General features: G+C 34.5%; 9 protein-coding genes. 3 read left to right on the top strand and 6 right to left on the bottom strand.

The genetic code is table 11. From position 1 onward, the window contains the following. Positions 1-118: 118 nt before the first annotated feature. The 5 genes from AP058_RS09030 to AP058_RS09050 all read right to left on the bottom strand — a co-directional run bounded on the left by AP058_RS09030 (position 119) and on the right by AP058_RS09050 (position 7,659). Positions 119-496 (bottom strand): GreA/GreB family elongation factor, encoded by a 378-nt coding sequence (locus AP058_RS09030; protein WP_066309613.1) that lies wholly within the window; start codon positions 494-496, stop codon positions 119-121. A 514-nt stretch (positions 497-1,010) separates the two neighbouring features. Further along, positions 1,011-1,577 carry a hypothetical protein gene (locus AP058_RS09035; RefSeq protein ID WP_082706616.1) on the bottom strand — a complete coding sequence of 189 codons (567 nt, stop codon included), beginning with the start codon at positions 1,575-1,577 and terminating at the stop codon, positions 1,011-1,013. A 258-nt stretch (positions 1,578-1,835) separates the two neighbouring features. Beyond that, the gene (locus tag AP058_RS09040) at positions 1,836-3,431 is read right to left on the bottom strand and encodes a RagB/SusD family nutrient uptake outer membrane protein (RefSeq protein WP_066309453.1); all 1,596 of its coding nucleotides are present in this window, start codon (positions 3,429-3,431) and stop codon (positions 1,836-1,838) included. A gap of 12 nt (positions 3,432-3,443) precedes the next feature. After that, positions 3,444-6,602: a TonB-dependent receptor gene (locus AP058_RS09045; protein WP_082706617.1), complete on the bottom strand. Its 3,159-nt coding sequence runs from the start codon at positions 6,600-6,602 to the stop codon at positions 3,444-3,446. 682 nt (positions 6,603-7,284) lie between these two features. Beyond that, positions 7,285-7,659 carry a hypothetical protein gene (locus AP058_RS09050; protein WP_066309454.1) on the bottom strand — a complete coding sequence of 125 codons (375 nt, stop codon included), beginning with the start codon at positions 7,657-7,659 and terminating at the stop codon, positions 7,285-7,287. A gap of 605 nt (positions 7,660-8,264) precedes the next feature. On the opposite strand from AP058_RS09050, the gene AP058_RS09055 reads away from it, so the two are divergent. Together AP058_RS09055 and AP058_RS09060 are read left to right on the top strand one after the other, a co-directional pair. Then, the gene (locus AP058_RS09055) at positions 8,265-8,717 is read left to right on the top strand and encodes a response regulator (protein WP_066309461.1); all 453 of its coding nucleotides are present in this window, start codon (positions 8,265-8,267) and stop codon (positions 8,715-8,717) included. 70 nt (positions 8,718-8,787) lie between these two features. Next, on the top strand, positions 8,788-12,162 hold the full coding sequence (locus tag AP058_RS09060) for a CheR family methyltransferase (protein ID WP_066309464.1): 3,375 nt from the start codon (positions 8,788-8,790) through the stop codon (positions 12,160-12,162). 98 nt (positions 12,163-12,260) lie between these two features. Here the strand turns inward: AP058_RS09060 and AP058_RS09065 are convergent, their stop codons facing one another. Beyond that, positions 12,261-12,866, bottom strand: coding sequence for a 2,3-diphosphoglycerate-dependent phosphoglycerate mutase (locus AP058_RS09065; protein ID WP_066309467.1), 606 nt, complete (start codon positions 12,864-12,866; stop codon positions 12,261-12,263). Between the two features lie 179 nt (positions 12,867-13,045). Here AP058_RS09065 and AP058_RS09070 point away from each other — a divergent pair, with 179 nt between their 5' ends. Continuing rightward, positions 13,046-15,568 (top strand): cation-transporting P-type ATPase, encoded by a 2,523-nt coding sequence (locus AP058_RS09070; RefSeq protein WP_066309471.1) that lies wholly within the window; start codon positions 13,046-13,048, stop codon positions 15,566-15,568. Positions 15,569-15,647: the final 79 nt, after the last annotated feature.

A 15,647-nucleotide genomic window follows, 5' to 3' on the forward strand; every position in this document is an offset into this window, starting at 1 on the left:
AGGTTTTATATTATGGTTTGATCTACTACTTGTATCTACTAAATTTTCAGTCAAACGCTTAATAAATAATTAAAAATCAGCATTCTACTAACGAAATACTGTGTTTTTATCGCATTTATTATGCTAGTCTTTCTACGTTCATAATTTCGAACTGCTTTGGCTCTTCATCAAAACTCCAATTGATGATGTCTCCTATTTTACATCCTACCAAAGCAAGACCCATAGTACTTAAAATCGATTCGGTTTTGTTTCTTTGCTTTGCTTTGTCTGGCGCAACAAATGTATGAACATGCTCTTCTTGACTTGTCAAATCTTTAATTGTCACTTTTGCGTCAACCGTTACAACATCTAACGGTAGTAATTTACGGTTAACTTGTTTGGCTCTTTTTAACTGTAATTTTAAGATTTCTTCCTCTTCAGGAGTCGATTTCTTTCTTCTAATATGATCTTTAATTAAGTCGTAAATTCCTGTTGTTAATGTGATTTCTTGTTCCATTTTTTCTGTGTTTTGTACCAATTGCTTTGATGCTTTTTTTATAAAATACCCACACATTAAAACTCATTACCTTTGTGCAAATGAGGTTTAATGAAAAATCGGCATCAATAAACGATTGACGGTTTAAATTGTATATAAAGGAATCAGAAGATTTCCCTGTCATGGGTTTGACAGGGCTTAATTTATAAAGTCTTTCGAGCAGTTTAAAAACGAGTCGTCGTGCAAGTAGGTCAGTAAGAATAAAAGACCTAGCGCAACGGTATTCACAAGAAAAAATAAATGGATTGTCATTGTTTTTCTACATAAAGTAACAAGATACAAAAATATAACAACCTTCAAAAGCTTTTAACAAATTCTAACTATAGAAGCTGCTGTAGCAGCTTTTTTTAAAAAAGAATTAACAATTGACGTTTAATAGGGATAACTTTTACCTATCCATTGCTCTAAATGCTTTTTAACTACTAAAATGTTTCTTTCTAAAAGATAATTTAAGTGCGCCTATAAATAAGTCCAATTAAAATTTGTGATCTATAATGGTTTTACAAATTTTATCTGCACATTCTTTTTTCCTGTATAATTCGTGATCTTCGTTTTGATAAAAATTTGCGCTAATTTGCATGTTTGAAAACCAATTTCCATCTGGCTTATTTGCGTCTTCCTGCCCGTAAATTAATTTAATTTTTACCGCTGGCTTTTTAATTTCGTATCGCAATCTTGTCGAAGATACAGCTATTAAACTTTCAACTTTTAATCCCAAATTAGCCGCTTTCCAAGCAATACAGCCACCGATACTGAAACCTAGCACCATGCAGTTTTCATTCTCTTGAAGCAAAAGATTTTCGACTGCTTTGTCAATACCTCCATTAATAAATTGAGCGTGCAATTTATCTTTAGCGTACTCACTGGTATCGATTTCGCCTAAAACACAACTGTCATAATACTGAACGTCAAATTGATCTTCTAAAACTGAAAGGTAAAAGTTAATCCAATTTGATTTTTCTTTGCCCCACAAATCAGATACTATAAGTACTCTTTCTTTTTTATCTTTTTGCATGCTCGTTTTAGATTGATAGTTATACATAGAACTTCGATTTCAGATTTCGTGAGATCAATTGCGTTTCAAGTTGCTTTTGAAAGAAACAAATTTACGGTTTTCTTCTATTTTTGAAATTTACATTTAATAATATATTTTACTGATAAATTTAAAATTATTAGGCGTTGGAATATCGTAAATATTACCATAAAAAAATCCCGTCAGTCTTTAAATGACTTGACGGGACTTTTAGTTTCAATATAAAAACCAAACTAACTTTAATAATTCCATTATTTTATCCTCTACCTAATAGCCTTGATTGTTTGGCGAAAGTTTTGGATTTTTATCGATCGCATTTTGTGGAATAGGCAAAAGATTGTTTTTAGGCGCTACAAACGATCTGCTTTCAATTAAGTTGGCTGGCAAGGTCATTGACACATTGTAATCGCCGTTTGGTTGCGTTGTCGCCAAAACAGTTCCTCTTTTTGCGCCCATTAAATTACCATTAAGCACATCAGTCGCGATATTCCAACGAATAATATCATCTCGACGTAAACCTTCCATAGCAAATTCTACTCTGCGCTCGTTTCTTAGTAGTTTTCTTAAACTGGATTGGTCTGCATACTTTGCTTGATCTACAGCAGGCATTCCTGCTCTAAGACGTACGGTATTTAAAGCAGTATAAAGTGCTGCATCTATTTGAGCCAATTCGATTTTAGCTTCAGCAATTGTTAACAGTACTTCTGCATAACGGAAAATAAAGATGTCGCTACCCATATTCCAATACGGAGCTCCAGAATCTAACTCCATAAATGAAGTGTACTTTTTAAAATTATAACCTGTTTTAGACGCATTGTCCGCTTTGTTGTAATAATCATTACTACCCACTTCTACTGAGCGATATATTTTATCTCCAAAAACTTGGCCTGGATAAACTACAGTTGCTCGTAAACGTGGATCTCTGTTTACGAATGGATTTGCAGGATCATATTCGCCTGCACTTTCTGCTTCTTGAATTGTCTTTCCGTTTGCCATTTCAAAAGCATCAACTAAAGATTGTGTTGGCACAACAGAGGACCATCCACCGATACCGTTTGGTAAAAATGGAGTAAAATCAATTGCAGACAAATCGGCTGTTTGTTGCACTGATAAGATAATCTCACTGTTTTGTTCATTGGCTGGATCAAAAAGTCCTGTAAATGTTGGATTTAAAGAATACCCGCTAATACTGTTTGCAGTCGCTAATGCCTTTGGATAATCTTTAAAATACAAATAGTATCGCATCAAAAGTGCTTGAGCCGCTCCTTTTGTTGCTTTGCCATATTCTGCTCCCGAATAAGATGCTGGTAAAATAGCAATCACAGCTGTCAATTCATCTTCAATAAATTTGCGAATCACCTCTTGCGAATCTCTTGGAACTTTCGCATCTTCTGGCGTTGCAAAATTTTCTGTAATTAACGGCACATCACCATAATTTGTAGTTAACGAATAATACTTATAAGCGCGAATAAAACGAGCTTGAGCTTTGTAAATTGCTCTGTCTCCTTCTGGAACTGTAGTAGCATTATCAGCATTTAAAAGAAATTCGTTACATCTGTTAATTGTGCCAAAACCGTAATAAGAAGCTCCGGGATCTGCTGGTGACAAATTACCATTTCCTACAGCAGTCCATCCTTCCCAAGGAAAATTATTATAACCATTGTCTGAGCCACAATCACGGTACATCAATGTACCCCCATCTTCAAAGCCGCTGTAGCATCCTGTTAGTGCCAAATCTAAATCTTTCTTGCTTTTCCAGAAAGTAGAAGGAGAAAGAGCATCGTCTGGTGCTGTTTCTAAAAAAGACTCACTGCAAGCGCTGAATATAAAAACTATTGCTAATAAGTATATTAATTTTTTCATCTTTTATGTAAATTAAAAAGTTAAATTAAGTCCGATTGAATTTGTCATTACAACTGGATAACCGCTACCACGTCCCGAAGGAGCTTCTGGATCCCATCCTTTTAAATAATCTGTAACGGTAAATAAATTATCGGCACTATAGTACACTCTAAGGCGCGCAATTTTCCAGTTACTTAATATTTCTGATGGAACATTGTATCCAATTTGCAGATTTTTCATTCTCAAATAATCGGTACTTCTTAACCAGTAGCTTGTTGTTGAATTCTGTGGCATACTTGGACCATAAATGTTGTCAATAAGCCTTGGCACACTTGTATTTGGATTTTCTGGAGTCCAACGATTCATCCATAATGCTGATGGTTTCTGACCGTCTCCATTTACCGCACCCACTGCATCAAAATCCATATATCCATAACCTCCCGTTGCACCTTGAAAAAGAGCCATGAAGTCAAAGTTTTTATAGCCAGCCGTTAAATTAAAACCGAAATTTAAAGAAGGTATTGAATTGCCTAATAAAACTCGATCATCAGCATCAACTTTACCGTCACCGTTTGAATCTACATAACGTAAATCTCCTGGTTTAATTTGATTGCCATATAATGTGTTGGTCGGATACGCATCAATATCAGCTTGACTTTGGTGTAAACCATCTGTTTTATAACCGTACCAAGAGTCAACAGATTGTCCTAATTGACGAATTTTACGCCCAGCAATAATCATGTCTGTTCCTGCAAGTTCTACTAATTCATTTTTATTATATGCGATATTTCCACCAAAGCCAAAATCTACTTCGCCAAATTTATCTGAATAATTAAGACTCACTTCAATACCTTGATTATCTAGTTTACCAACGTTGTCGTAGAATTTCTCTAAAGCAAACTCATTGGGCGCTGGTACTTGCATGATAATACCTTCGGTACTTTTTTTATACCAGTCAACAGTTAAATCTAATTTGCGGAAAAACCTAGCATCTAAACCGACACCATAACTTGTTGTTTTTTCCCAAATTAATGCTCCATTTTTAGCATTTACAATCGCTGCTCCAGAATTTATGATACTATTAAACGGATAATCTTGACCGAGTCCTAAAGTTGGAATAGTAGGATAATAAGAATCTTGACCATCATTTGATAATGCATCTTGGTTACCCAATTGTCCCCATGAAACTCTAACTTTCAAATCATTTACCGAATTTTTAGCACCTTCGAAGAACGCCTCTTCAGAGATACGCCATCCTGCTGAAAACGACGGGAACGTACCTACTCTGTTTTCTTTTGCAAAACGAGACGAAGCATCTGATCTTAAATTAGCTTCAAACAAATAACGGCCCATGTAATCGTAATTAATACGTCCGAACCACGAAACCATATTCAGTTCACGTGTATATCCTGTATTTTTCATTCCGTTTGTAGATCCTGCATCTAAGTTAGGAAGTTCTGTACTCGGAAAATTTTCACGATAAGCTGTCGTTCTTTTATAATCATAAGCTTCAGTATGATAGCCTGCTAAAGCAGATACATTGTGAACCTCATTGAAGGTATTGAAGTAATTTGCCGTTAAATCAAATGTATTACGGGTACTTGATCGTAAATCTTCGGTTAATTTTGTAGGACCTTGGTATTTTGACGCATTGTACTGAATCTCTTTGTTCATTTCGGAGTTATCCTCTTCTATATTTCTATGAGAAACTAATGCTTTTACATTAAAGCCCTTAAATATATCTGCTTGCACCGAACCAATACCTACAAATGTTTTACGCTGGTAATTCATTTGAGGTCCCATATCCAACCATGCGATTGGGTTACCATCTGAGATTGTTCCATATGTGCCGTCTTCATTTTTGTACGGAATCCATGGTGCAATTCTGTTAGTTTGTCTGATAATCTGATCCAATCCTCCTCCTGTGTACGCATTGTTTGGAGCAATGCGATCCATTTGCGTATACGATAAGTTCATATTGGTAGTTAACCATTTACGAGGAGTAACCGTAAGATTCAGTCGGCCGTTGTACTCATTTTTCCCCGTATGCTTAATAATTCCATCCTGTTTTTGATGATTCACAGAACCTCTATATTTAGTAGTCTCTGATCCTCCAGAAATACCAACATTATTTGTCATTACAAATCCAGAACCTTGATAAAGCAAATCTTGCCAATCGGTATCCGGATGTCCATAAGGATCAGAACCATTACGAAACAGCTCTAAATCATTGGCGGTAAACTTTGGTGCTTTACCCATGTTCCCTAATGCCTCATTATACAAAGTTGCATAGTCATAAGACCCTAGATATTCAGGCAACGTTGTCGGCGATTGCCAGCCTACATCGCTGGTAATGCTAACCACAGGTTCGCCAGACTTACCTGATTTGGTTGTAATTAAAATGACTCCATTAGCCGCTTTCGAACCGTAAATTGCAGCCGATGCAGCATCTTTAAGAACAGAAATACTAGCAATATCGTTTGCTTGTACATCGTTTAATGATCCTTCTACCCCATCGATCAATACCATTGGCGAAGCTTGATTTAAGGTGCCTGTACCACGAATTCTAATGGATCCGCCATCAGATCCAGGTTGACCCGAAGATTGATTTACCGCTACACCTGGCAACAAACCCGAAAGTCCCGCTGATACACTCGTTATTGGTCTGCTTTCGAGCATTTCACCACTAACTGTAGCAACAGATCCTGTAAGGTTTACTTTTTTCTGAACCCCAAATCCTACAACAACTACTTCCTCTAATCGAGCAGCATCTTCTTGCAGCTGCACGTTTATGGATGTTTGTCCGTTAACAGAAATTTCTTTGCTCGTAAAGCCAACATAAGAGACTACCAAAACAGCATTATTGTTGCTTACCGAAAGAACAAAGTTTCCATCAAAATCAGTTTGCACGCCATTTGTAGTACCTTTTTCTAAAATATTCGCTCCTGGTATTGGCGCACCATTGCTATCGGTAACCGTACCTTTTACTTGATTTTGTTGCAGATTAAAATTGTAATAGATTTTGTTAGTTGCACCTCTTAAAGAAGCAGGGTCAAAGCCGTCTGTGTTTGCAAAAGCAGATAAAGAACAGAATACAACGCCTAGCATCGTTGAACTTTTTAAAATTCGCGGAAGCAATCTGTTCTTATCATTAAACATTTTAAACTCTAGCGAGTATAAACTTTGTTTCATAAGTTCGTTTGGTTAGTAGTTAATAAAAAGTGTTATTTAGTTTGTATTATTCTTAAATTAATTGCTCATCGACAATTGAGGCAATTGTAGTTTTTGAAAGTATTTTCTTCTATAAAAATAGATTAGAAACAAAATCCATTTAACATAACTTACAGATGTAATTTCTTAATTCTTGACTAAACTATAAATTTAATTTTAAAAAACAAAGAAAATGCAATAAAAATGTGCACGAACACATAATTAATTTGTTTTCGAGCACATAAAAATAGAGAGAGTACTTTTACTCTGCTAAATTTTGAACTATTATTCAAATAATTTTAAATCCTCTTTATCGTTGGTAAAAGGAATTTAAAATTTATAGATGTATAATGAAATACAGAACAAATCATTACATACTGAATATCAATTTAGTACGTTACTTTAAAAAAATAAAATTAAAAGTTGGCTAAACTGTATTTTTAAATTAACTCTAAATTGCTTAACTGTTGTTCTTACACTTGTTTTAAATTTAACAGTATTAAATTTATAAAATTCATCTTTATTTAGATCGAATCATTTTCAAATTTAAGAACGGCTATATTCGTTGATAAGTACGCATAAAAAAACCTCCAAAGACAAACGAGTCTGGAGGTTTTTTTAGTACTAACGAGTGTTAATAAATCTGTGAGCAGTGCGCGAAAAATTATTTAAAATGATTTTTTACATAAGCTTCTTTTTCAGGATCAGTCATTTTATCCGTTTCTTTTACATCCATTTTAATATCCTTAAAAAGCACATCAGACTTCAAATAATTATGTAATTCTATTTTTGCATCTGTGGGTCCGAATAAAAGTATGTGTTGATACTTTAACACTACATCTGCAATTTTTTTATAATACTGCTCTTGCATTTGTCTTTGCTTATTGTGCATGGTTTTTTCGCTCTTATTTAAAGCTTCATCCTTGTGCTCAAAAGTAAAATCGGATACTATAATGTGGTCGTTTGTTCCGCTGCTTATATCAATTAGATCGGCTGCAACATGATCCATCCATATTCCTAAATTTTTGTGTGTTTCCATTATTGTTGTATTTAATTCGTTCTAAAACTTCTGGCTTTTTGGAAAGTCCTATTTTAGTTGCTTCTAAAAAACAGTATTGGACTTTTTCCAGCAATTGAAACCATATTCCATTGATAATATGAATAATATAATAGATTTTTTGAAAATTTACTGACACGTATGGCATTTTTTAGATAGACTCTGAGTAGCCTAGTTCGTTTAGCATTTTGATGTTTTTACAGCAATTACTTTTTTGTAGCGTTTGTACCTTTAATTCTTTATCAAAAATTAAATAGGTCTTGCTAATGACAGCACCTTCATCATAACGTTGCCTAAGATTTGTTAAAGCTATAAAGTTTAAATTTTTTTCTTATTTTCTGGTTACACAATTATAATTTAAGATTATATAATTTGCTTCATTAAAAAGTAGTTAAACGATTACTAAATCTTAATCTTTTTAATTTATTTATAAAAAAAAGTAAGTTCATACAAACTACGGAAAGTGGCTTTTCCATAGCACTTATCTAATATTGATCACGATTTATCGATAAAATACGAATCAAATGCCTCCAAATAAATTCTTACAATATATTTAAACACTACATTTGATTAAATTAATTCAGCCCATGCCTACTAAAAAAAATTTAAGAATTATACTTACTGATGATGATGAAGATGACCGTTACTTTTTTGCTGAAGCAACAGAAGATTTCGATCTTAATTATCCTATTGAATATTGTAAAAATGGTGTTGAGTTAATTAGTCGCTTGAACGACGAAAATTGTGAAACTCCAGACATTATTTTTTTAGATCTAAATATGCCTATTCTTTCGGGTTTTGAAACGTTAGAAAAAATTAGAGACAACTCTAACTTCAAAGATATTCCAGTGATAGCTATTTATTCCACATCGACATCCGAAGACTGTATCAAGCTTACATTTGGATTAGGAGCGAACGCTTACATTGTAAAACCAGACGGATTTGATGATTTAAAAAAATTATTAAAAAAAGTAATCAGTATGGATTGGGAAGAACAAGTAAAATCTTCAGAAATCAAATCTTTTATCATCAAGCTTTAAATTAAGAGAATTGTATTTGTGGCACTGATTTATACTTCTTATTACCTAAATTGAATTAACAATAGAAATCATGCAGACAACGCAAAACAAGTTGCCTCTGGCATCGCGCCAAGACTTTCCAATAATTGGTATTGGTGCTTCGGCAGGAGGTCTAGAAGCTTTTACACAATTTATTGATGCAATTCCCGCTGATTCTGGCATGGCTTATGTTTTTGTGCAGCACCTGCATCCGCAGCACGACAGTATGCTTACAGAACTGCTGTCGCGCGTTGCCAAAATTCCAATTAATGAAATTACCGATGACATTCATCTGGCACCCAATAACATTTATGTAATTCCCGAAAATAAAATTCTTACCTCTTTTGACGGCGTTTTAAAATTAGACCCGCGATTAAAAAACACCAGAAATCAAGCTATAGATATATTCTTTAGCTCGCTTGCCGAAGTTCATCTTAACCTTGCGTATGGCGTTTTACTATCGGGCACTGGATCTGATGGAACAATTGGTCTAGAAGTTATTAAAAAACATGGTGGAACTACTTTTGCACAAGATTCCAACGCGTCTTTTACTGAAATGCCACAAAATGCAATTAATGCGGGAGTTGTTGATTATGTATTTCCACCTGAAAAAATTGTAGCAAAACTTATTGAGCTTTTTAAAGTTAAAGAAGCAATTAATACCCAGAACAATGCCAGTGAAGAAATCTTATTTCAGGAAATAATTAAGGTTTTACGTCACCATAGCGGAGTAGATTTTACCTCTTATAAACAAACTACGATACGCCGCCGTATTGCCAGAAGGATGGCCTTAAATAAAATTATAACGTTAAAAGATTATCTACGAATTCTGCAAGGAGATAAACTGGCAACTGAAGATTTGTTCAACGACATGCTCATTCCAGTAACGGAATTTTTTAGAGATGTAAAAATATTTCAAACTATCCGAGAAAAAGTATTGCCCCTAATTTGCACAAAAGCGAGCGAAGAAAATACAATACGTTTTTGGATAGCGGGCTGTTCTACTGGAGAGGAAGCGTATACCTTAGCTATTTTGCTTCATGATTATTTGGGAGAAAATTTGGATGGGAAAGAAATTCAAATTTTTGCCTCTGATATTTCTGAACTAGCTATTGCGAAAGCAAGAATTGGTTTTTACCGAAAATCGCAGCTTAAGAATGTTCCAAAAGCTTTATTGGCCAAATATTTTACCTCCAACACTAATGGTTATAAAATTAAAACTAGAATTAGGAATATGTGCGTTTTTGCAGTCCATAATTTTTTAATCGATCCACCTTTTGCCAAAATGGATTTAATTTCTTGTAGAAATGTATTTATATATATGGATTCGTTTCTGCAAAAAAAATCGCTTACCACTTTTCATTATGCATTAAAAGAAAACGGCTTTTTACTATTAGGAAAATCAGAAACAAATGTGCCAGCAGGCGATCTTTTTCAACCGTTTGACAAAGCAGGCAAAGTGTATACGCGCAAACAAATTTCTGGCAGATTTGTACATTCCGCAATGACCAATAACGCCACATCTACCACTCCAAAAGATGCTGTAGCCCGACAAGAAAGCAGCAAAGACGATTTTAGAATAAGTGCCGAAGCAGTTCTTCTTTCGAGATATACGCCAGCAAGTGTAATCGTAAACGAGCAAATGGATATTGTGCATATTAATGGAACGATTGCCGAATTTATCGAACTCGCAACTGGTAAACCTACCTTTAATTTGCTAAAAATGGCTCGCAATGGGTTGGCTTTTGAACTGCGTAACGCGTACCATAAGGCCAAGGAAACGGGATTACTCATTGTAAAAGACGGAATTCAGATTGTAAAAAAAGGAATTGTAAGTGAAGTAACCATCGAAATACAACCTTTATTAAACACCGTCCAACCCCATTTTTTAATAGTATTTTATCAAACGATCTTAAAAAAAATAGATGTTTCTGAAAGCGATCTTTCAGCCGAAGAAGTTCGAGACAATATCAATTTAAAGCGAGTTAACCAGCTAGAAAGAGAATTAGCAAAAATTCATATTGACGTCAATGCCATAAACGAAGAACAAGATGCATCCAACGAAGAGTTGCAAAGTGCAAATGAGGAATTATTAAGTGGTAGCGAAGAACTTCAAAGTCTAAACGAAGAATTAGAAACTTCAAAAGAAGAGCTGCAATCGACCAACGAAGAGCTTTTGCAAATCAATCAGGAACTTTTAACAAAACAGCAAGAAATTAATATTTCTAAAAATTATACCGAAGCAATCGTGGCGACTCTTAGAGAGCCAATTGTGGTACTAGATACTAATTTAAGAATAAAGAATGTAAACAGAGCTTTTGCTAAAAAATATAATATTGCTAAAGACGAAGCAGCTGGAAAATTGATTTATGAAATTCAAAATCATCTTTTTGACAATAATTCGATGCGCGCCATGCTTGAAAAAGTACTGCCAGAGAAAACGCAGCTCGACGACTATCAAATTTCAGTTAATCTGATGCCTTATGGCGAAAGTATTATGCTGCTAAATGCCCGACAGGTTACGAATGAAACTAGTAAAGAACAGCTCATTTTACTTGCTATCGAAGACATTACCGAACGTCGCATTATCGAAAAAAGACTTCAAGTTTTATCTGATGGTTTTGAAAGTAAAGTCCAAGAACGCACCAAAGATTTACTAACCTCGAATACCGAATTAGAAAGTACAGTGAAAAATTTATACACTGCAAATCTTCAGCTGCAAGAATACGCTTATGTTGCCAGTCATGACTTGCAAGAGCCGTTGCGAAAAATATTAATGTTCATTAGCAGACTTTTAGGTATGCAAGAAAATATTTCTGCCGAAGCCTTGGTTTTACTTGAAAAAATTAGCAAATCATCTATCCGAATGAATACGTTAATTAGAGATTTGCTTGCGTACTCTTATCTGAATAACACTGAGAGAAAAGTAGAAAGCACTGATTTAAATGTAATTATTAATAACATTTTGGTTGATTTTGAATTGCTTATCGACGAAAATAAACCTGAAATTAAATTAGGAAAACTGCCCATTATTCAGGCGGTTCCCTTACAAATGAATCAGCTATTTTATAATTTAATAAGCAATGCGCTAAAGTTTCATAAAAATGACGGATCAATGCCAAAACTACAGATCAGTTCGCGCAAAATGACTCTCAATCAAGTAAAAAAACATGCTACATTAAATATAAATTTAACGTATTATGAAATTATAATAAAAGACAATGGAATTGGTTTTAACCAAATTTATGAAAGTAAAATTTTTACCATTTTTCAACGACTACATAACAACGACGTGTATTCTGGAACTGGAATTGGTTTAACTATTGGAAAAAAAATTGTAGAAAACCATAAAGGTCTTATTTTTTCTAAATCGCAAGAAAATAGTGGTGCCGAATTTCATGTCATCTTACCCGTTAATTCTTTTTAAGGTTATGTGAAGCTATGAATAGCAAATTAATGCTTTTCTATTCATAGCTTTAAATTTATGGAGCACACTAATTTGAATAAAATTAAGAGTATCCTGTACTATAAGTATTTAGTTTCAAGAATCCTTACGTGCTTATCTAAAACATAAATTTTAGGGATTCCTGTCGGAATAGTAACCTGGGCAATATCTGCAGGACTTATATGTTCTAAATACATCATTAGCGCTCTTAGACTATTACCGTGCGCTACAATTAAAACATTTTTATCCGCTCGCAGCAAAGGCTCGATTTCTGTTTTATAATAGTGAACCGCTCTTTTAAAAGTTGCTGCTAAACTTTCGCCTTCTGGCGGACAAATGTCGTAGCTTCTTCTCCAAACCTCAACTTGATCAGCTCCGTATTTTACTGCGGTTTCTGCCTTGTTTAGACCTTGTAAACTTCCGTACATGCGCTCATTTAAAGCACTACTTTCATGAATCGGAATTTCACTTTGGTTTAATACTTTTAGAATAATAGTCAAACTTTCACAAGCTCTTTTTAGTTTAGAAGTAAAGGCCATATCAAAATGATAGCCTTTTAATTTCACGCCGCTTTTTCGTGCTTCTTCTCTACCCAACGAAGTCAATCCGATATCGAGATTTCCTGTAAAACGATTTTCTAAATTATAAACAGATTGTCCGTGACGAACCACGATTAAAATTGACATAATTTTTTAAATTAACAAATAGTAGAAAAGGTAAGAATAAAAACTATTATAAAAAATGACCGTGATCACAAAATCAGATGTTTGCAGTCATTTTTGACGCTTCTACAATAAAACATCTTTACTTAAAAACTTACAAAATAAAAAAGAGTTTTTACAATCCTTTTAGATAACTTAGAGGAATGCAACTAACCGGATTTGATGCGGAAACTAACGGACTGAATGATGCCCAAGTAATTGCGTCTAGGGCAAAAAATGGTTCAAATAGAATGGACTATAAAAAGGATAGCTACCTTGATCTAATAGTCGGTATTATTAAGGAACCCATGACAATTTTATTGTTGGTGGCTTCTACCATTTACTTTATTAGCGGAAAAACTGCCGACGGAATTTTTCTAGCATCAGCGATACTTCTGATTTCTTTGATTTCAACTTTTCAAAATAAAAGAAGTCGGAACGCATTAAAAAAACTAAAAAATTTTACAAAACCACATTGTAAAGTCATTAGAAATGGTGTTGTGGTTGAAATTAAGACCGAAGATATTGTATTAGGCGACTGTTTATTAGTAGAAGAAGGTGCTTTTATCTCGGCAGACGGAATTATAATTCACTCCAATGATTTTTCGGTAAATGAATCGATATTGACCGGAGAATCTATGGCCGTAAATAAAGACAAAACAGCCGTAGATAAAATGATTTATCAAGGCACAAATGTAGTTGGCGGATTGGCAATTGCAACCGTTACCCAGATTGGAGCACAAACCCAATTGGGAAAAATTGGTAAAAGTCTGGAGGCCATCAAAGAAGAGAAAACGCCATTAGAAATTCAGATTGGCAATTTTGTCAAAAAAATGGCCATTGCAGGTTTCATAATATTCTTGATCGTCTGGATGATCAATTATTTTATGTCCTATAACCTTTTAGACAGTTTGTTACAAGCACTTACTTTGGCAATGAGTATTTTACCGGAAGAAATTCCGATTGCTTTTACGACGTTTATGGCACTTGGGGCTTGGCGCATGATGAAAGAAGGGATAATTGTAAAGCAGATGAAGACGGTCGAAACACTGGGCAGTGCGACGGTAATTTGTATTGACAAAACTGGTACAATTACCAAGAACGAAATGAGTTTAGCCAAAATTTACTCTTTAAAATCAAGACAGATTACCAATTTAACGGCTTTAGATGAGAAGCTAACGTCCGACGAAAAAGAACTGATTAAACTATCGATGTGGGCGAGCGAACCAATACCATTTGACCCCATGGAAATTGCGCTCCATCAAGAATATATGACTATTTCAGGAAAAGACGAACGTTCTAATTTTAAAATGATACATGAATATCCGCTGTCTGGTACTCCGCCGATGATGACGCACATTTTCGAAAATAATTTGGGTACCAGAATCATAGCTGCAAAAGGTGCGGCCGAAGCCATTATAGCAGTTTCTAATGTAACGACAGATGAAAAGGTAGAAATCGAAAATACCATTAAGACTTTATCTTCTCAAGGTTATCGCGTGCTTGCGGTTGGTGAGAGTCATTTTGAAGCAACCACTTATCCCAAAACACAGCAAGAGTACCTTTTTCAATTTATAGGATTATTGGCTTTCTACGACCCGCCCAAAGAAAATATCCGTACCGTATTAGAACATTTTTACACGGCAGGAATTGAAGTGAAAATTATTACGGGAGACAATGCCGAAACTACTTCATCTATAGCAAAACAAATTGGTTTTGGTGGATATGATAAAAGTATGTCTGGAAAAGAATTAGTGCTCTTGTCGGAAGAGGAATTGAAAAAAGTAGTTTCAGAAATTAATTTATTTACGCGCATGTTTCCCGAAGCGAAACTCAGAATTATCAATACACTAAAATCAAATAATGAAATTGTTGCCATGACGGGCGACGGCGTAAACGACGGTCCAGCTTTAAAGGCTGCTCACATTGGTATAGCGATGGGCAAAAAAGGAACTGAAATTGCTAAACAAGCAGCTTCATTAATCTTAATAGATGATGATCTTTCAAAAATGGTCCATGCCATTGCCATGGGAAGAAAAATTTATGCCAACCTTAAAAAAGCAATTCAATTTATCATTTCAATTCATATTCCAATAATACTTACGGTTTTTTTACCACTTGCTCTGGGCTGGATGTATCCCAACATCTTCTCTCCTATTCATATTATTTTTCTCGAACTCATTATGGCTCCTACTTGTTCTATTGTTTATGAAAATGAACCGTTGGAAAAAAACACAATGAATTTAAAACCAAGATCGTACACTACTTCGTTTTTTAGTTGGAACGAATTGTCTACAAGCATAGTGCAAGGAGTGGTAATAACTGCCGGAACTTTAGCCGTTTATCAGTATGCCATTGCACAAGACTATAATGAATCCCTCACGAGAACGATGGTTTTTTTGGTTTTGGTGACCGCAAATATTCTGCTAACATTAATTAATCGTTCGTTCTATTATTCAATATTAACTACCTTGAGGTACAAAAATAATTTGGTCTTAGTCATTATAATGGTCACCATATTCTTGACAGCTTTACTACTATATGTACCACCAATTACTGCTTTTTTTAGATTCGAACAATTAGATCTTAAACAATTGTTACTTCCAATTAGTGTAGGCTGCGTCAGCGTTCTTTGGTACGAATTTGTTAAAATAGCCAAACGTCGCAAATCTGAAAGTGAACAGTAAAGTTAAAATTTGTGTCTTTACACTAATAATTTTGCTATACATGTTTTCTGAAACGTGATTCTCATCACATTTTTAAATA

The organism is Flavobacterium sp. TAB 87 (genome assembly GCF_001529295.1).
Taxonomy (GTDB): domain Bacteria; phylum Bacteroidota; class Bacteroidia; order Flavobacteriales; family Flavobacteriaceae; genus Flavobacterium.

Coding starts and splice junctions, on each gene's coding strand:
- AP058_RS09030 (WP_066309613.1), bottom strand. CDS start 496: ATGGAACAAGAAATCACATTAACAACAGGAATTTACGACTTAATTAAA.
- AP058_RS09035 (WP_082706616.1), bottom strand. CDS start 1,577: ATGTATAACTATCAATCTAAAACGAGCATGCAAAAAGATAAAAAAGAA.
- AP058_RS09040 (WP_066309453.1), bottom strand. CDS start 3,431: ATGAAAAAATTAATATACTTATTAGCAATAGTTTTTATATTCAGCGCT.
- AP058_RS09045 (WP_082706617.1), bottom strand. CDS start 6,602: ATGAAACAAAGTTTATACTCGCTAGAGTTTAAAATGTTTAATGATAAG.
- AP058_RS09050 (WP_066309454.1), bottom strand. CDS start 7,659: ATGGAAACACACAAAAATTTAGGAATATGGATGGATCATGTTGCAGCC.
- AP058_RS09055 (WP_066309461.1), top strand. CDS start 8,265: ATGCCTACTAAAAAAAATTTAAGAATTATACTTACTGATGATGATGAA.
- AP058_RS09060 (WP_066309464.1), top strand. CDS start 8,788: ATGCAGACAACGCAAAACAAGTTGCCTCTGGCATCGCGCCAAGACTTT.
- AP058_RS09065 (WP_066309467.1), bottom strand. CDS start 12,866: ATGTCAATTTTAATCGTGGTTCGTCACGGACAATCTGTTTATAATTTA.
- AP058_RS09070 (WP_066309471.1), top strand. CDS start 13,046: ATGCAACTAACCGGATTTGATGCGGAAACTAACGGACTGAATGATGCC.